This is a genomic window from Methylophilus sp. 5 (assembly GCF_000515275.1).
Taxonomy (GTDB): Bacteria; Pseudomonadota; Gammaproteobacteria; order Burkholderiales; family Methylophilaceae; genus Methylophilus.
Genome location: NZ_KI911560.1, coordinates 836,960 through 853,200 on the forward strand (window position 1 = coordinate 836,960; position 16,241 = coordinate 853,200).

Genomic DNA, 16,241 nt, shown 5'->3' on the forward strand with positions numbered 1-16,241 from the left:
AAAAAAAGTGCTTGGCAAGCACTTTGGGAGAAAAAATCTCTTTTAAAGACAAAGACTTAGAGCATTTTAACAAAGCAATTCAAATCAAGAGATTGGCGCAATTAACAGATAAATTTGTTTAATAAAAATAGCTATCTCATTGAAAATATTGAATAATTAAAAAATGTTATTTTTTGATGATTTTTTCCGCATTAAAAAAGGCCAACCATGGTCAAAGCCAGCACACCCACCCGCGTGCAACAACCCCGCATTCACATGTCCAGCAGATTAAAATTTTTCATCATTGGCGCAGGCATTTTATTGGCTATGGAGTGGCGCGCCTGGCTGTATTACCTGGCACCGCCGCCAGACTATAGCCATGGCAAGATTGTGCTCTACGCCACCGACTGGTGCCCTTATTGCGAAAAGACCAGAGCCTTGCTGCAACAGCGGCACATTACCTACCAAGAGCTCAATATAGAAACCTCAGCAGAGGGCAGCGCGCAATACCAGCGGCTGGCGGGCAAAGGCGTGCCAGTATTGCTGATTGCGGGGGAAGTGGTGCGTGGTTATAACGAAAAGCGCATCGTTGAGGCGCTGGACCAATGGCAAGCACGCCAGGCGCTCACCATCAAAGGAAAATAAAGCCAACCGGTAAGCCGGGTTCTGTATCCACTTGCGTGGCGACAGTCATTCATCTAGGCGTGCAATTGCTCACACGCTCAAGCTATCTACCCGCTGGCAGCGCGAGCCACGCCTTATTACTTGCGTAAAATGCCAGCCTATTTGATATTGCTGCAGATGGAGGTTACCGCGTTTCACCGTAACTTAATACGCTCGTCTCTGTGGCCCTATTCCTCACCTTATACTGTTACCAGCTTTCAGCGTACGGCCGTTAGCCGTCATCCCGCTCTGTGCAGCCCGGACTTTCCTCCCCTTGGTAAACACCAAGCGGCGACTGTCTGGTTGGCTTCATGGCTATTTTACCACGCCCGGGTTAAGCGCCTATAATGCATAAACCCTTTATTTATATTGCTGACATGATCACACAAGAAAAACCCGGCCAGCTAGACCCTTCCTGGCAAGCCGTCATCGGCGCAGAGTTTGACAAGCCTTACATGCAATCGCTCAAGGCGTTTTTGCAGCAGGAAAAAACCGCAGGCAAAACAATCTATCCGCCCGGACCGCTGATTTTCAATGCATTTAACCACACGCCATTTGATCAAGTGCGCGTGGTAATTATCGGACAAGATCCTTATCACGGCCCGGGGCAAGCACATGGCCTTAGTTTTTCGGTACAGGCTGGCGTGACATTGCCGCCATCATTGATGAATATCTTTAAAGAGATTCAATCCGACCTCAACATCCGCATGAGCGGCAGCGGCGATTTAACACCCTGGGCAGATCAAGGCGTATTGCTATTGAACGCGACCCTGACCGTGCAAATGGCCACTGCGGGCTCACACCAGAAACGCGGCTGGGAAACATTTACCGACGCCGTCATCACCGCCCTGAATGCACAGCGCGAAGGATTAGTGTTTGTGCTGTGGGGGAGCTATGCGCAAAAAAAAGGGGCCGTGATCGACCCCAATAAACATCTGGTTTTAAAATCGGTGCATCCGTCGCCTTTGTCGGCACATCGGGGATTTTTCGGTACGCGCCAGTTTTCAAAAATTAATGAATACCTGGCAGCCCACGGACAAACACCGATTACCTGGCAACTTTGAGGCCAAGTACAAACACTTGACCGTTACGGCTTAACCACTAACGCGTTTTTAACCGTTTTCACACCATCCACACTGGTGGCAATCTTTTCGGCGCGCGCTTTTTGTTCAGCGCTATCGACAAACCCGCTCAAAATCACTGCATTATCTTTAGTTTCGACACTGACTTTAAAGCTGCTAAAGTCTTTTTCTACCAGGTATTTGGATTTGATTTTGGCGGTAATCGCGCTATCGGTGGCCGTCTGTTTGTTTTCAGCGTTATCCACCTTAGATTTATAAGCCGCAAACTCGTCCTGATCCAGGCTGCCATTATGGTTTTTATCGGCCTTGGCAAAGGCCCCGGTCGGAAAATCTTTATCTTTGGCAGCCTCTTTTTTGGATAGCTTGCCATTACCATCTGCATCTACCGCTTTAAACGCTTGCGCATATGGCGCCTGCTCGCCATGCATCTCGTCTATTGTCACCGCAAAAGCCTGCGCACTTAACATCACACCGAATCCTGCAACCAACCATTGATTGTTCATCGCCCATCCTCCAATGTTTAAGGTTTTACACCAACGTCCAAGCCACTGTTTGGCCAGCACGCAAAGGCACCAGCTCATCATCCGCGAACGGAATCGTCTCAGGCACTAGCCAGCTTTGTTTACGCAAAGTGATTTTGCCGGTGTTGCGCGGCAAACCATAAAAGTCTGCGCCATAAAAACTGGCAAAACCTTCCAGTTTATCCAGCGCACCAGCCTCGTCAAAAGCCTCCGCGTATAACTCAATCGCTGCATGGGCAGTATACATGCCCGCACAACCACAACTAGCCTCTTTGGCAGATTTTGGGTGTGGGGCGCTGTCGGTGCCCAAAAAGAATTTAGACGACCCTGAAATCGCCGCCTTTACCAAGGCCTCACGATGCGTTTCACGCTTTAGTACAGGCAAACAGTAATGGTGTGGACGAATGCCACCAGTAAACATGGCATTACGGTTCATCAGCAAATGGTGGGCGGTAATGGTTGCCGCCAGATTGGCCGGGCCTGCTGCCACAAACTCGGCAGCGTCTTTGGTGGTGATATGCTCGAACACCACCTTGAGGCCAGGAAAGTCTTTTAACAGTGGCTGCAAGTGGCGCTCGATAAACACCTTCTCACGGTCAAACACATCCACATCGCCATCGGTGACTTCGCCATGAATCAGCAAGGGCATGCCTTGTTTTTCCATCTCGGCCAGGGCAGCGGCACATTTATGCAAACTGGTGACACCAGAGTCACTGTTGGTGGTCGCACCTGCCGGATACAACTTCACCGCCTGCACCACACCACTTTGGCGCGCCGCGACGATTTCCTGCGCCGGGGTGTTGTCAGTTAAATATAAGGTCATCAACGGCTCAAACGCTAACCCGGCTGGCAGCGCTTGCCTGATGCGTTGATAATAGGCCAGCGCCAGTTCGGCGGTCGTCACCGGCGGGCGTAAATTCGGCATCACGATCGCGCGCGCAAATTGTTTGGCGGTGTCCGGCAACACAGACTGCAAGCCAGCCCCGTCTCTGAGGTGCAAATGCCAGTCGTCAGGGCGGGTCAGGGTGATTTCAGTGGTCATACGTTTGTTACCTTTTAATTTGGGTTTGCTGCCTTGAGCGCAAGCGCTGCTTCGTATAATTCGTTTTTTTTCTGGCCGGTAATATCCGTCGCCAGCGCCACCGCCTGCTTGAGCGGCAACTCCTGCAGCAAACGCTGCAATATTCTTAATGTTTCTTCATCCAGACCCTCTACCTTCTCGAGCACTTCAGGATGCACCAGCAACACAAACTCACCGCGCTGCTGATTGGTGTCCGCATTTAACCAGTCTACCGCCTCTGTCAATAGGCAGGTATGGATGGTTTCAAAGGTTTTGGTCAGCTCGCGTGCCAGCGTCAATTGACGCGACCCACCCAGCGTATCGTGCAAATCCTGCACGCACTCGACAATACGGTGCGGCGCCTCGTAAAACACCAGCGTAGACGGAATCACTTTGAGCGCCTGCAGGCGCTTGCGACGCTGCGAGCCGCTGGCAGGCAAAAAGCCATCAAAATAAAAGCCAGACTGGGTAATCCCTGCTGCTGACAAAGCTGTAATCACCGCGCTGGCCCCCGGCACCGGCACAATTTTCACCCCCGCCTGGCGCACGGCCTGCACCACCACCGCACCCGGGTCACTCACTGCAGGCGTGCCAGCATCCGTAATCAGCGCAATCGACTCGCCCGCCAGTAAGCGCTTGATCAAGCCCTGCGCGGATTGCTGCTCATTATGCTCGTGCACAGCTAATAACGGCTTGCTAATGCCAAAATGCCGCAACAGCCCAACACTATGACGGGTATCCTCGGCCGCAATCGCATCGACCTGCTGCAAGGTAGTTAAAGCACGCTGGGTAATATCACCCAGATTGCCGATGGGCGTTGCCACCACATATAATGTACCGATCTCGTTCATGCAGGCATTTTATGCCATCGCGTCGGTTTCGCTAAGCATTAAAGCAGGCCGCGCATCGCAACAGACATCAGGCGCATTATGAAACTCAACCAAAACAACCGAGGACTGGCCGCAGAGACGGCTGCTGTGCATTTTTTGCAACAGCAAGGCCTGGTGCTGATCACGCAAAACTATAGCTGCCGCTTTGGTGAAATAGACTTGATCATGCGCGACAAACAAACCCTGGTATTTGTCGAAGTGCGCTTACGCAGCCATCGTGCCTTCGCTAGCGCGGCCGACAGCATAGACCATCGCAAACAACAAAAACTGATCCGCGCAGCCCAGTTTTATTTGCAAGCAAACGACCTCAACACCGCCTGCCGCTTCGACGCTATCCTGTTTGATAACACCCAATACAACGCACCGCACTGGATTCGTAATGCAATCGACACATAAAAAGCGTAGAATTTTATTTGTCTTCTGCTGTCACACCCAGCATCTTTAGTTTTTCTCGTCGATCAAGGAAGTTTCATGACCCAACCAATTTTCACCAGAAAAGTTTCTGCCATTGCCTTGTTATTGCTCAGCACTCAACTGAGCGGCTGTTTTCCTGCTGTGGTGGGTGGTGCAGCTGCAGGTGGTGCGATGGCGGCAGATCGCCGCACATCCGGCATTTATGTAGAAGATGAAAATATCGAACTAAAAACACTCAAGCGCTTGTCTCAATACATGGACAAAGCTGCGCATATTAATGTCACCAGTTACAATCGCATTGTGCTGCTGTCTGGCGAAGTGCCTACCGAAGCACAATTAACGCAAGCAGAAACGCTGACGCGTGAAATTTCCAATGTGCGCAACATTCATAACGGGCTCACCGTTGCTCCTGCCTCCTCCATTGGCGACCGCAGCAACGACACCTTCATTACTACCAAAGTCAAAGCGCGCTTCGTAAGCGAGCGCCTGTTCCCGGCTAATGTGGTTAAAGTCGTGACCGAAGGCAGCGTGGTTTACCTGATGGGCATCGTCTCTGAAAAAGAAGCCACCGACGCCGTTGAAATCGCCAGAACCACCGAAGGCGTGACTAAAGTCGTCAAAGTATTTGAATACACCAATTAATTGTTAACGTTGCTTTAAGGAATCTGCATGGAAAATCAGGAAATTATTATTCAGGGCATCACATTGGCCGGAAAGCCTTTTCGCCCGAGTGACTGGGTGGACCGCATGTGCAGTACCTACGCCACTTTTGGCGATGACAAAAAACTGCGCTATTCACCTTACCTGAAACCCAAGCTGGTCAATAACGTCCGTAGCTTATCGGTAGATATGAAGCTCAAAGACGTCAATCCGGCTGGCTTTGAGCAACTGATTCAATTTGCCAAAGAAAACCAGCTCAGCGTGATTAATCCGGCAGGCGAGGCAGTGACGATTTAGTTTACCGAGTCACTGCAGGCGCTGACGCGGCCTCTTTAAGCAAGCTTTCTAACCATTGCCGGCTTAAAGCGCCGCGTTTTACTTTGTATAACGAACCATCCGGCGCATAGATATAAGTCGTCGGCAACACTTCAGGCGTAAATACCGGGCGCTTTTGGGCATTGCCCAACACAATCGGATAAGAAATCAGCATATCATCTGCATATTTTTTGACCGCCTGCACCGAGTCATATTGCACGGCCACTCCCAGCACCATGACATTCTCATGGGCATGCGTATCATAAAAAGTCACCAGTTGCGGCATTTCTTCCAGGCACGGCGGGCACCAGGGTGCCCAATAATTCACCACCAGCCACTGCCCTTTATAGTGGGATAATTGATGGGTATGCCCAGCCATATCCTGCATCACCCAGTTTGCAGCAGCGTCAGCGGCCATACAATTGCCCGCAATCACCATGCTCAATAAACCGCCCAACATGCTTTTTAATAGATGACACACCATAGGCCAGCCCTTGTTTTATTCAAAACACGCCCCATACTCAATCACATAGACGGAAAAAACTTGATTATGCGTGAAAACTGTTGCTATACTAGTTACTATCTCGTTTGGTAATTTCATCTTTCAGCAAATTACTAATTCAAACAAAATTTAGCCACACTTTCAAAAAAATTCTGTTTAAATCCAGTCTACATTCGATTTAAATTCTTCACCATTCTTAAGAGGCAATAATGAGCGACAACATTACCCATTTAAGCGACGCCAGCTTTGAACAAGAAGTATTGCAATCCACAGTTCCAGTACTGGTGGACTATTGGGCAGAATGGTGCGGCCCTTGTAAAATGATTGCACCGATTCTGGATGACATCAGCAAAGAATACGCTGGCCGCCTGAAAGTGGCAAAACTGAACATTGATGATAACCAGAATACACCGCCAAAATACGGTATTCGTGGTATCCCAACCCTGATGTTGTTTAAAAATGGCAATGTTGAAGCGACCAAAGTCGGCGCATTGTCCAAGTCTCAACTCAGCGCTTTTATTGATAGCAACATTTAATCTACTTACCCGGTTTCCAGTCTGCGAAACCGGGTTTTCTTTTCAACCTCTCCGGCGTTTCTCAGTCTAGCGAGTTACTCATGCACTTATCCGACCTAAAACATCTCCCCGTGACCGAACTGGTCGACATGGCCATTGCGAATGACATTGAAAATGCCAGTCGCATGCGCAAGCAAGATCTTATTTTTGCGATCCTTAAAAACAAAGCTAAAAAAGGCGACAGCATTTTTGGCGATGGCACGCTGGAGGTATTACCAGACGGGTTCGGCTTTTTGCGCTCACCGGATACGTCTTACCTGGCTGGCCCGGACGATATTTACGTCTCGCCCTCGCAGATTCGTCGCTTTAACCTGCACACAGGTGACAGCATCCAGGGTGAAATTCGCACCCCTAAGGATGGCGAGCGCTACTTTGCATTGGTGAAAGTCGATAGCGTCAATAACGAGGCGCCTGAAAATACCAAGCATAAGATTCTGTTTGAAAACCTGACCCCGCTGTTTCCGACCGTGCCATTAAAACTGGAACGAGACATCCGCGGTGAAGAAAACATTACCAGCCGTGTTATTGACATGATTGCGCCGATTGGTAAAGGCCAGCGCGCCTTGCTGGTAGCCAGCCCCAAAAGCGGTAAAACCGTCATGTTGCAAAACATTGCGCATGCCATTACGGCCAATCACCCTGACTGTATCATGATCGTGCTGCTGATCGACGAGCGCCCTGAAGAAGTGACAGAAATGACACGCTCTGTGCGCGGTGAAGTGGTGGCATCGACCTTTGACGAGCCGGCTACGCGCCATGTGCAAGTGGCCGAAATGGTGCTGGAAAAAGCCAAGCGCCTGATCGAACACAAAAAAGATGTGGTGATCCTGCTGGATTCAATTACGCGTCTGGCACGCGCCTACAACACGGTCATCCCCTCTTCGGGCAAAGTATTAACCGGTGGTGTGGATGCGAATGCATTGCAAAAACCGAAACGTTTCTTTGGTGCTGCGCGTAACGTTGAAGAAGGTGGCTCACTGACCATTATCGCAACCGCACTGGTAGACACCGGCTCGCGGATGGATGACGTCATTTACGAGGAATTTAAAGGCACCGGCAACATGGAAATCCATCTGGATAGACGCATGGCCGAGAAGCGTACTTATCCAGCGATTAACGTCAACAAATCTGGCACCCGCCGTGAAGAATTGCTGCTGGACAAAGACGTACTGCAAAAAATCTGGGTATTGCGCAAACTGCTTTACCCGATGGACGACCTCGAAGCGATGGAGTTCTTGCTCGACAAAATCAAGGCAACCAAGAGCAACAACGATTTCTTCGACAGCATGCGTCGCGGCTAATGCTGCAATGAATGCAATTATTTATCAATCAGCTATTGATAAATCAATTAAATTCATAGATAATCGCGCGTTTACTGCAACTGCTTAAAGATTGAGAGAAAGCATGAAAGCTGATATTCACCCAAGTTACCCGGAAATTAACGTCACATGTAGCTGTGGCAACAAATTTCAAACCCGCTCTACCAGCGGCAAAAACCTGAACATTGAAGTGTGCTCACAGTGCCACCCGTTCTACACTGGCAAACAGAAGATCGTGGATACTGCTGGTCGCGTTGAGAAATTCCGCCAAAAATACGGCATGTAATTTCGCCAAATATGGTCCAGAAAGGCAGCATAGCTGCCTTTTTTGTTTTTATCAGCTGGCATTTCAGAGGTAATATCACACTTTGATGATGCGTTTTATTCTGCGACTCGACCTCAAACATGCAGTTTTACATTGATCACGACTGGCAAGAAAACATGGCCACCCCGCGGGCCAAGGTGGGCGAGCGCGCCAAAACACACCTGCTCATTTTGCTGTGCGCGATCTGGCTCTGTGTTGGCTTGATTGGTCACTCACCATGGAAGCCGTTTGAATCACAATCGGCCAGCATCATTCAAACCCTGATCGACTATCCATTTCTGTCTGCAGACAGCTGGACACATGGTTACTGGATCGCACCGGTTTCTGCCGGTCATCCATTATTGGAAACACCACCTTTATTTTATTGGGCGGCCACCGGCTTTGCCCATTTGCTCTCCCCATTATTGCCAACGCATGATGCTGCCAGGCTAAGCGTCGGCCTCTGGATGCTGGTGACTTTAATCATGACCGGACTCAGTGGCCGAGAGTTATGGAACCTGGGGGTTGGTCGCCAAACCAACTTTATCTTTATCGGCTGCCTGGGTCTGGTCGTTAGCGCCCACACCATGATGCCTGCCGTCGCCGCCCTAAGCGGCATCACCATGGCTTTTTATGCATTAGCGCTGGTGATGCGTAAACCAATGCGGGCCATGTGGTTGTTATGCACAGGCCTGTTAATCGCATTTTTGGCTGGCGGTGTGGTGCCAGCATTGACCATTATCCTGTCAGTACTCTGCCTGTTATTAGTACCCGCCATTCGCCAGCACCGCCCTACCTACCGGGCCATGTTAACTGGCACACTGCTTGCCATGCCTGGCATCTGGCTTTGGTGCTGGCTATGCCAGCAATGGGCACCCGGTCTGTGGCATGCCTGGTGGTCATCACAATGGCAATTTCAGTTGCCGGGCAACCATGGCTACTTTGTCAGAACGCTGGCCTGGTATGCCTGGCCAGCGCTGCCATTCGCCATGTGGGGTGTTTGGCGCTTCAGGCACTCAGTGCTCACCACCTACCGCTTTCAACTCGGGCTGATTTTTTTCAGCATCGCTTTTATATTAATCGGCTTTATGAGTGACCGCAGCGAGGTCAGTGCGCTGCCTCTATTAGTGCCATTAACAGTGTTGGCCGCAGGCAGCATTGAAACACTCAAGCGCGGGGCTGCTGGTGCCTTAAACTGGTTTGGCCTGATTTTGTTTGGCCTGTTGATTGCTATTGCCTGGCTTGGCTGGTGGGCAATGCTCAACGGCTCACCGCTCAAACTTTACCAACGCCTCAGTTATTTATCCGGGCTGGAAACCATCCCGTTCAGCCTACTCTACGGTGCGATTGCGGTCGCAGTGACGCTAACCTGGCTGTCTATTGTCCTGCGTGCCAAACACTCCAACCGCTCAAGTGCCACCAACTGGGCGATAGGCATGACCTGCGCCTGGACTGTGTTTATGAGCTTGTGGTTGCCGATGATTGAAGCGGCGCGCACCTACCAGCCACTGTTTGAAGATTTACGCAAACACCTGCCAGCACATTACAACTGCATCCACGCCCAAAATATAGGGGCGTCACAAGAGGACTTGCTGCATTACCACACGGGCATACACCTTAAAGACCATGAACAGACCAAATCGACACAATGTGATTTGTATTTGATTGAAGACCAACCAGGTAAGCGCCATGTATTGCCTGGCGAAGAGTGGCGTGTCATTTGGGAAGGCGAGCAAACGCGCCAAAATAGAGAGTCATTCAGACTACTGCAACGCCACTAACGGCGCTAAATACTAGCGTATGAGCGCGGCAATGTGAAAACAGCGCGCATGGTAAGTTAAACCTGTACGTGCTGCTGAATCGCGGCGATAACTCTAGGGTGCAAACCCAGCCCTTGCTGCTGTTGCACATGCGCGACCAGCGATTTAAGCATGACCGAGTTCCAGAATTTTTTCAGATGACTGGCAATTTCCAGCTTGGCCTCCTCCACATCAGGATTCGCCTCGAAAAAATCGCCAATCTGATTGGCCATCTTGATTAGTTTTTCAACGTCCATACGCCTATACTCTTTCTAGCAAGACTCTTGTTCAGACAATGCGCCGCTATACACCACGCACTGCGTAGTTTTAGCAAAGCCCACCAACAAAAACCCGTATTCCTGCGCCAAATTGACAGCCAAGGCGGTGGGCGCTGACAATGCAATCAACGCCTGCCCACCAGACATGGCGACTTTTTGCACCATTTCGTAGCTGGCGCGGCTGGTTGTCAGCACCCAGTGTTGCCCCCAAAAGGTCGAAAAATCACACTGTTGGCGCAACAAACTGCCGATTAACTTATCCAGTGCATTGTGTCTGCCAACATCCTCCCGCACACACAACACCCGGCCCTGGGCATCTGCAATCGCACTCGCATGAGTGGCGCCCGTCAATTGTTGTAGCGGTTGTTGCAACCTTAACCCGGCCAGCGCCGCCTCAATGGCCGACAGTGACACCGCAACCAAAGGCCCAACAGCCGACATGGGCTGTTTAAATACTTGTTGCAAACTTTCAGCACCACACAGCCCACAGCCAGTGCGACCAGTTAAATTACGTCGCTGCGCTTTGAGGGCTGCAAACTGTTCGGTTGCCAATTCAATATGTAATTCTATGCCCTGCAAGTGGCCATTGGCATGAAACAAGGCTTTGCTGTCTATGCCATAGATCTGGCTGCGATGCGTGATAATGCCCTCAGTAAACGAAAATCCGTAGGCAAAATCCTCAAGGTCAGCCGGGGTCGCCAACATCACCACATGTGAAATACCGTTATACACCAGCGCAATGGGCACTTCTTCTGCCACGGCATCCGGCACGGTGGCTATCTGCCCGTCGCGCCAACGGGTCACCGTCAGCCTACTGACGGCCTCCTCAGCATCAATTGCTTGCCACTCGCGGCTGGCAGGCAACGGGCACGCTTCAACATCGACCACTTCAACTGTCATCAAGAAACAACCGTATGCGGATCCATTCCCGACAACTCAATTTGCGTATCGCTAAACGAGCGATACTGTTGTTGCCAGTCTGATAACTGATTCACTTTGGACACTTGTACGGCAGTCACTTTGTACTCCGGGCAATTGGTTGCCCAGTCAGAGTTATCGGTGGTGATCACATTGGCCCCCGACTCTGGATGGTGGAACGTGGTGTACACCACCCCAGGCTGTACGCGCTCGGTGATCTTGGCACGCAACACCGTTTGACCGGCGCGACTGCTAATGCCTACCCAATCGCCTTCGGCAATGCCACGGTCTTCAGCATCGTGCGGATGGATTTCAATCACATCCTCATGATGCCAGGCCACGTTATGCGTACGGCGTGTTTGCGCGCCCACATTGTATTGCGACAAAATGCGGCCAGTGGTTAAAATCAATGGATACTTCTTGTTAACACGCTCAGTGGTCGGCACATATTGGGTAATAAAAAACTTACCTTTACCACGCACAAAAGCATCCACATGCATGGTGGGCGTACCATCTGGTGCTTCGTCGTTACATGGCCATTGTATGCTGCCCAGTTCATCCAGTTTTTTAAAGCTGACGCCAGTAAAGGTCGGCGTCAAAGCAGCAATTTCGTCCATGATGTCGCTGGCATGGGTGTAATGCATTGGGTAACCCAGTGCTGCTGAAAATTTTGCTGTAATCTCCCAATCTTCCAGTCCGGCCTCATGCTTGCCATGGTCTCTTTGGCCATTTTTCGGGGTCATCACTTTGCGCACTGGCGAAATGCGGCGCTCGGCATTGGTAAAGGTACCATTTTTCTCCAGGAAAGACGCCCCAGGGAAAAACACATGCGCAAACTTGGCCGTTTCGTTCAAGAACAAGTCCTGCACAATCACGCACTCCATGCTTTCCAGCGCATGCGTCACATGCTGAGTATCCGGGTCAGACTGGGCAATATCCTCACCCACGCAATACACCGCTTTAAAACTACCTTCAGCCGCCAGGTCCAGCATATTAGGAATACGCAAGCCAGGGTCAGCACTCAGTTTGACACCCCAGGCTTGCTCAAATTGCGCCCGCGTTTCATCATCAGACACATGGCGGTAGCCTGGAAACTCATGTGGCATAGAGCCCATGTCACACGACCCCTGCACATTGTTTTGACCCCGCAGCGGGTTGACACCCACGCCTTCGCGGCCAAGATTGCCCGTCGCCATGGCGAGGTTAGCAATGCCCATCACAGTGGTAGAGCCTTGGCTATGCTCAGTCACGCCCAAACCATAATAAATAGCTGCGTTGCCGCCAGTGGCATACAACCGTGCCGCTGCGCGAATCTGTTCGGCAGGCACGCCTAATTCCTTTTCTAGCGCCTCAGGGGAGTTTTCTACCTTGGCAGCAAAATCACGCCAGGCCACAAATGAATCCCATTCACACCGCGCTTTGACAAAGTCTTCCTGCACCAGCCCCTCAGTCACAATCACATGTGAAAGTGCAGAAATCATGGCGACGTTAGTCCCAGGGCGCAGTTTTAAATGATAGTCAGCGCGCACATGCGGTGAATTGTCCACCAGGTCAATTTCACGTGGGTCAACCACGATGAGCTTGGCACCTTCACGCAAACGGCGTTTCATCAATGAGCCAAACACCGGGTGGCCATCTGTCGGGTTAGCGCCCATGACAAAAATCACATCAGACTGCATCACCGAGTCAAAGGTCTGCGTACCAGCAGACTCACCCAGGGTTTGTTTTAAGCCATAACCGGTGGGGCTGTGGCACACACGGGCGCAAGTATCAACGTTATTCACGCCAAACACGGCGCGAATCAGCTTTTGCGTCACGTATACCTCTTCATTGGTGCAACGGCTGGAAGTAATACCGCCTACAGACTCTTTGCCATATTGCCCCTGAATACGCTGAATTTCGCTGGCAGCATAATTAATCGCTTCATCCCAGCCCACTTTTTGCCAGGGGTCATGAATACTTTTACGGATCATAGGCGTCGTAATACGATCAGCATGCGTCGCATAGCCCCAGGCAAAACGGCCTTTAACGCAGCTATGGCCGTGGTTGGCGCCACCGTCTTTGGTTGGCGTCATGCGCACCACTTGCTCGCCTTTCATTTCAGCATCAAAGCTGCAACCAACACCGCAATAAGCACAGGTAGTGGTGACTTTATGCTCAGGCGTTCCGGCTTCAATCACGGTTTTTTCCATGAGGGTTGCCGTTGGGCAGGCTTGTACGCAAGCGCCGCACGAGACACACTCTGAGTCCAGAAAGTCTGTGTTGCCAGCCGACACTTTGCTGTCAAACCCGCGGCCCTGAATGGTCAGCGCAAACGTGCCCTGGGTTTCTTCACAGGCACGCACACAACGTGAACAGACAATGCATTTAGACGGGTCAAACGTAAAATAAGGGTTGGATTCGTCCTTGGCCTGACCGAGGTGATTTTCGCCCTCGTAACCATAACGCACTTCACGCAACCCTACTGCACCCGCCATATCTTGCAACTCGCAATCGCCGTTAGCGCCACAAGTCAGGCAATCCAGCGGGTGATCAGAAATATACAACTCCATCACACCACGGCGCACATCGGCCAGTTTAGGTGTTTGGGTTTTCACCTTGAGCCCTGGTGCGACTGGCGTGGTACAAGACGCCGGGTAACCACGGCGGCCTTCAATCTCGACCAGGCACAAACGGCAGGAGCCAAACGGTTCCAATGAGTCAGTCGCACACAGCTTGGGCACCGTCACACCGCCCAGTTGGGCGGCATGCATAATCGAGGTTCCGTCAGGCACCGTCACGTCCACACCGTCAATTGACAATGTCACCATGGTGGTACTATCAGACTTGGGTGTGCCGTAATCGGTATCTGCATCGTACTTCAATGCGGGCGTCTGCGAAGAGGCGTATTTGATGTCATCCATAACGTCATCCTTTGCCGCCTTTAGGCAGCAGCTTCTTTATTACTTAGACCAAAATCTTCAGGAAAATGATTCAATGCACTCAAAACTGGGTAAGGCGTCATGCCCCCCAGCGCGCACAAAGAACCATTCAACATAGTGTCGGACAAATCGCGCAATAATTGCACATTGTTAGGGTGGTTTTTACCCAGCACAATCTTGTCCATGACCTCCACGCCGCGCGTAGAACCAATGCGGCATGGCGTACATTTTCCGCAGCTTTCTACAGCACAAAACTCAAAAGCGTAGCGCGCCATTTTGGCCATATCAACATTGTCATCAAACGCAACAATGCCGCCGTGACCCAGTACCGCCCAAATCTTGGTAAATTCTTCATAGTCTAGCGGCGTATCAAACTGGCTTTCAGGCAGATACGCGCCTAATGGGCCGCCTACCTGCACGGCACGAATCGGACGACCCGAAGCAGAGCCGCCGCCATAGTCATACAGTAGCTCGCGCAAGGTGGCGCCAAAGGCCAGCTCGACCAGGCCCGTTTGCTTTAAATTGCCCGCCAACTGAATAGGCAAGGTGCCGCGTGAGCGACCCATGCCGTAATCGGCATAATACTGCGCGCCCTTATCTAAAATAATCGGTATCGTCGCCAGTGAAATCACGTTATTCACAATGGTCGGCTTGCCAAACAAACCTTCAATCGCAGGCAGCGGTGGTTTAAACCGCACCAGGCCGCGTTTGCCTTCCAGGCTTTCGAGTAAGGAGGTTTCTTCGCCGCACACATAGGCGCCAGCCGCCCGACGTACTTCAAGATGAAAAGTATGGCCTGAGCCTAAAATATCGTCACCCAGATAGCCCGCCACATTGGCTTTACGAATGGCCTCGTTGAGGGTTTTTAACGCATGTGGATATTCACTACGTAAATAAATGTAGCCCTGGCTCGCACCAACGGCAATCCCTGCAATGGTCATGCCCTCAATCAGCATGAATGGATCATCTTCCATCACCATGCGGTCGGAATAAGTACCCGAGTCGCCTTCGTCAGCATTACACACCACATATTTTTGCTCAGACGGAGCATTGAGCACGGTATTCCACTTGATGCCGGTCGGGAAAGCCGCACCGCCGCGACCACGCAAGCCAGAATCCGTCACTGCTTTGACAATGTCGGCTCCTGACAAGCCCAACGCATTGTTGAGGCCTTTGTAGCCATCGTGCGCCAGATAATCTTCTAGCGATATCGGGTCGATAATACCAACGCGGGCGAATGTCAGGCGTTGTTGTTGTTTTAACCAGGCAAGTTCATCGGTCAGGCCTAAATATAAGGGATGCGCTTTGGCTGTGTCCGACAAAGCATCGGTAAAGATTGCGTCGAACAACCCAGCGACATCTTTAGGTTGCACCGGGCCAAAAGCAATACGACCTTGCGCGGTTTCAACTTCGACCAGCGGCTCCAGCCAGAACAAGCCACGTGAACCGTTGCGTATCAGCGTCACATCAACGCCACGCGCCTGCGCTTCTTGCATCATTTTTTTAGCGGTACGCTCAGCGCCCAGAGAGAGCGCCGTTGAATCAATCGGGACATAGACTTTAACCATGGCACACCTCGGCAATCAAGTCGGTGACTTTTTCAGCACTCATGCGCCCGTAGACTTCGTCATCAAGCATCACCGCGGGCGAACAACCACAGTTACCCAGGCAATACACCGGCAACAAAGTCACGTTACCGTCAGTAGTCGTTTGGTGATAATCCACACCTAAAGTGGCCTTGAGTGCGGCTTCCAGTTTTTCTGAGCCCATGGCCTGACAAGACTCGGCCCGGCAGACCTGTAATACATGTTTACCGATAGGGTGGGTACGGAAATGATGATAAAAAGAAACGACACCATGCACCTCAGCCACAGACAGGGCCAGCGCTTTGGCAATCTCAGGGTAAACCGCTTCCGGCACGTAGCCAATATCGTCCTGAATCGCATGTAACAAAGGCATTAACCCGCCCGGCACATGCTGATGTGCTTGAATATGCGCCTGTATTTGCGCGTGTTGCTCATGGCTTAATGTGTTATCCAAA

18 protein-coding genes and 1 other RNA gene are annotated in these 16,241 nt (G+C 51.2%); 9 read left to right on the top strand and 10 right to left on the bottom strand.

Going from position 1 to position 16,241, the window contains the following annotated elements; all coding sequences use genetic code 11:
- Positions 1 to 255: 255 nt before the first annotated feature.
- The gene (locus tag METH5_RS0103865) at positions 256 to 624 is read left to right on the top strand and encodes a glutaredoxin family protein (protein WP_232410936.1); all 369 of its coding nucleotides are present in this window, start codon (positions 256 to 258) and stop codon (positions 622 to 624) included.
- On the opposite strand, the gene rnpB is transcribed toward METH5_RS0103865, so the two are convergent.
- Positions 619 to 953: RNase P RNA component class A (gene rnpB, locus METH5_RS15280), an RNA gene on the bottom strand. The genes METH5_RS0103865 and rnpB overlap by 6 nt on opposite strands.
- Positions 954 to 1,019: 66 nt before the next feature.
- Between rnpB and ung the strand changes: the two genes are divergently transcribed.
- Entirely contained in the window at positions 1,020 to 1,706 is a 687-nt protein-coding gene (gene ung / locus METH5_RS0103870; protein WP_036308127.1) for a uracil-DNA glycosylase, read from the top strand.
- Between the two features lie 23 nt (positions 1,707 to 1,729).
- Here ung and METH5_RS0103875 read toward each other — a convergent pair whose 3' ends face one another.
- Genes METH5_RS0103875 through rsmI form a run of 3 tightly spaced genes read right to left on the bottom strand, consistent with a single transcriptional unit; the run spans position 1,730 to position 4,156 of the window.
- Complete coding sequence (locus METH5_RS0103875) at positions 1,730 to 2,227, bottom strand: BON domain-containing protein (protein WP_029147277.1); 498 nt, start codon at positions 2,225 to 2,227, stop codon at positions 1,730 to 1,732.
- A 25-nt stretch (positions 2,228 to 2,252) separates the two neighbouring features.
- Positions 2,253 to 3,287 (bottom strand): dihydroorotase, encoded by a 1,035-nt coding sequence (gene pyrC, locus METH5_RS0103880; RefSeq protein WP_029147278.1) that lies wholly within the window; start codon positions 3,285 to 3,287, stop codon positions 2,253 to 2,255.
- 14 nt (positions 3,288 to 3,301) lie between these two features.
- On the bottom strand, positions 3,302 to 4,156 hold the full coding sequence (gene rsmI, locus METH5_RS0103885; RefSeq protein WP_029147279.1) for a 16S rRNA (cytidine(1402)-2'-O)-methyltransferase: 855 nt from the start codon (positions 4,154 to 4,156) through the stop codon (positions 3,302 to 3,304).
- Positions 4,157 to 4,234: 78 nt separating this feature from the next.
- Here rsmI and METH5_RS0103890 point away from each other — a divergent pair, with 78 nt between their 5' ends.
- From METH5_RS0103890 to METH5_RS0103900, 3 genes are all read left to right on the top strand, one after another.
- Positions 4,235 to 4,591: a YraN family protein gene (locus METH5_RS0103890; protein WP_029147280.1), complete on the top strand. Its 357-nt coding sequence runs from the start codon at positions 4,235 to 4,237 to the stop codon at positions 4,589 to 4,591.
- 75 nt (positions 4,592 to 4,666) lie between these two features.
- Positions 4,667 to 5,251, top strand: a complete 585-nt coding sequence (locus tag METH5_RS0103895) for a BON domain-containing protein (RefSeq protein WP_029147281.1) — start codon at positions 4,667 to 4,669, stop codon at positions 5,249 to 5,251.
- Positions 5,252 to 5,278: 27 nt separating this feature from the next.
- Positions 5,279 to 5,566 (top strand): DUF3579 domain-containing protein, encoded by a 288-nt coding sequence (locus METH5_RS0103900; RefSeq protein ID WP_019883505.1) that lies wholly within the window; start codon positions 5,279 to 5,281, stop codon positions 5,564 to 5,566.
- Between the two features lies 1 nt (position 5,567).
- On the opposite strand, the gene METH5_RS14720 is transcribed toward METH5_RS0103900, so the two are convergent.
- Positions 5,568 to 6,068: a TlpA disulfide reductase family protein gene (locus tag METH5_RS14720; RefSeq protein WP_051412840.1), complete on the bottom strand. Its 501-nt coding sequence runs from the start codon at positions 6,066 to 6,068 to the stop codon at positions 5,568 to 5,570.
- Between the two features lie 227 nt (positions 6,069 to 6,295).
- Between METH5_RS14720 and trxA the strand changes: the two genes are divergently transcribed.
- From trxA to METH5_RS0103925, 4 genes are all read left to right on the top strand, one after another.
- Positions 6,296 to 6,622 (top strand): thioredoxin TrxA, encoded by a 327-nt coding sequence (gene trxA / locus METH5_RS0103910; protein WP_019883507.1) that lies wholly within the window; start codon positions 6,296 to 6,298, stop codon positions 6,620 to 6,622.
- An 80-nt stretch (positions 6,623 to 6,702) separates the two neighbouring features.
- Complete coding sequence (gene rho / locus METH5_RS0103915) at positions 6,703 to 7,962, top strand: transcription termination factor Rho (protein ID WP_029147282.1); 1,260 nt, start codon at positions 6,703 to 6,705, stop codon at positions 7,960 to 7,962.
- A gap of 103 nt (positions 7,963 to 8,065) precedes the next feature.
- Positions 8,066 to 8,266: a 50S ribosomal protein L31 gene (gene rpmE, locus METH5_RS0103920; protein WP_029147283.1), complete on the top strand. Its 201-nt coding sequence runs from the start codon at positions 8,066 to 8,068 to the stop codon at positions 8,264 to 8,266.
- A 119-nt stretch (positions 8,267 to 8,385) separates the two neighbouring features.
- Positions 8,386 to 10,065 carry a glycosyltransferase family 39 protein gene (locus METH5_RS0103925; protein ID WP_029147284.1) on the top strand — a complete coding sequence of 560 codons (1,680 nt, stop codon included), beginning with the start codon at positions 8,386 to 8,388 and terminating at the stop codon, positions 10,063 to 10,065.
- A gap of 56 nt (positions 10,066 to 10,121) precedes the next feature.
- Here METH5_RS0103925 and METH5_RS0103930 read toward each other — a convergent pair whose 3' ends face one another.
- The 5 genes from METH5_RS0103930 to METH5_RS0103950 are packed head-to-tail and all read right to left on the bottom strand — an operon-like array spanning position 10,122 to position 16,240.
- Positions 10,122 to 10,340, bottom strand: a complete 219-nt coding sequence (locus tag METH5_RS0103930; protein ID WP_029147285.1) for a formate dehydrogenase subunit delta — start codon at positions 10,338 to 10,340, stop codon at positions 10,122 to 10,124.
- Between the two features lie 15 nt (positions 10,341 to 10,355).
- Complete coding sequence (gene fdhD, locus METH5_RS0103935) at positions 10,356 to 11,261, bottom strand: formate dehydrogenase accessory sulfurtransferase FdhD (RefSeq protein ID WP_029147286.1); 906 nt, start codon at positions 11,259 to 11,261, stop codon at positions 10,356 to 10,358.
- Entirely contained in the window at positions 11,261 to 14,182 is a 2,922-nt protein-coding gene (gene fdhF, locus METH5_RS0103940; protein WP_029147287.1) for a formate dehydrogenase subunit alpha, read from the bottom strand. Before fdhF ends, fdhD begins: the two co-directional genes overlap by 1 nt.
- 20 nt (positions 14,183 to 14,202) lie before the next feature.
- The gene (locus tag METH5_RS0103945) at positions 14,203 to 15,768 is read right to left on the bottom strand and encodes an NADH-quinone oxidoreductase subunit NuoF (RefSeq protein WP_029147288.1); all 1,566 of its coding nucleotides are present in this window, start codon (positions 15,766 to 15,768) and stop codon (positions 14,203 to 14,205) included.
- Entirely contained in the window at positions 15,761 to 16,240 is a 480-nt protein-coding gene (locus METH5_RS0103950; RefSeq protein ID WP_029147289.1) for a formate dehydrogenase subunit gamma, read from the bottom strand. The genes METH5_RS0103945 and METH5_RS0103950 overlap by 8 nt, the downstream gene beginning before the upstream one ends.
- Position 16,241 lies beyond the last annotated feature (1 nt).

Coding starts and splice junctions, on each gene's coding strand:
- METH5_RS0103865 (WP_232410936.1), top strand. CDS start 256: ATGTCCAGCAGATTAAAATTTTTCATCATTGGCGCAGGCATTTTATTG.
- ung (WP_036308127.1), top strand. CDS start 1,020: ATGATCACACAAGAAAAACCCGGCCAGCTAGACCCTTCCTGGCAAGCC.
- METH5_RS0103875 (WP_029147277.1), bottom strand. CDS start 2,227: ATGAACAATCAATGGTTGGTTGCAGGATTCGGTGTGATGTTAAGTGCG.
- pyrC (WP_029147278.1), bottom strand. CDS start 3,287: ATGACCACTGAAATCACCCTGACCCGCCCTGACGACTGGCATTTGCAC.
- rsmI (WP_029147279.1), bottom strand. CDS start 4,156: ATGAACGAGATCGGTACATTATATGTGGTGGCAACGCCCATCGGCAAT.
- METH5_RS0103890 (WP_029147280.1), top strand. CDS start 4,235: ATGAAACTCAACCAAAACAACCGAGGACTGGCCGCAGAGACGGCTGCT.
- METH5_RS0103895 (WP_029147281.1), top strand. CDS start 4,667: ATGACCCAACCAATTTTCACCAGAAAAGTTTCTGCCATTGCCTTGTTA.
- METH5_RS0103900 (WP_019883505.1), top strand. CDS start 5,279: ATGGAAAATCAGGAAATTATTATTCAGGGCATCACATTGGCCGGAAAG.
- METH5_RS14720 (WP_051412840.1), bottom strand. CDS start 6,068: ATGGTGTGTCATCTATTAAAAAGCATGTTGGGCGGTTTATTGAGCATG.
- trxA (WP_019883507.1), top strand. CDS start 6,296: ATGAGCGACAACATTACCCATTTAAGCGACGCCAGCTTTGAACAAGAA.
- rho (WP_029147282.1), top strand. CDS start 6,703: ATGCACTTATCCGACCTAAAACATCTCCCCGTGACCGAACTGGTCGAC.
- rpmE (WP_029147283.1), top strand. CDS start 8,066: ATGAAAGCTGATATTCACCCAAGTTACCCGGAAATTAACGTCACATGT.
- METH5_RS0103925 (WP_029147284.1), top strand. CDS start 8,386: ATGCAGTTTTACATTGATCACGACTGGCAAGAAAACATGGCCACCCCG.
- METH5_RS0103930 (WP_029147285.1), bottom strand. CDS start 10,340: ATGGACGTTGAAAAACTAATCAAGATGGCCAATCAGATTGGCGATTTT.
- fdhD (WP_029147286.1), bottom strand. CDS start 11,261: ATGACAGTTGAAGTGGTCGATGTTGAAGCGTGCCCGTTGCCTGCCAGC.
- fdhF (WP_029147287.1), bottom strand. CDS start 14,182: ATGGATGACATCAAATACGCCTCTTCGCAGACGCCCGCATTGAAGTAC.
- METH5_RS0103945 (WP_029147288.1), bottom strand. CDS start 15,768: ATGGTTAAAGTCTATGTCCCGATTGATTCAACGGCGCTCTCTCTGGGC.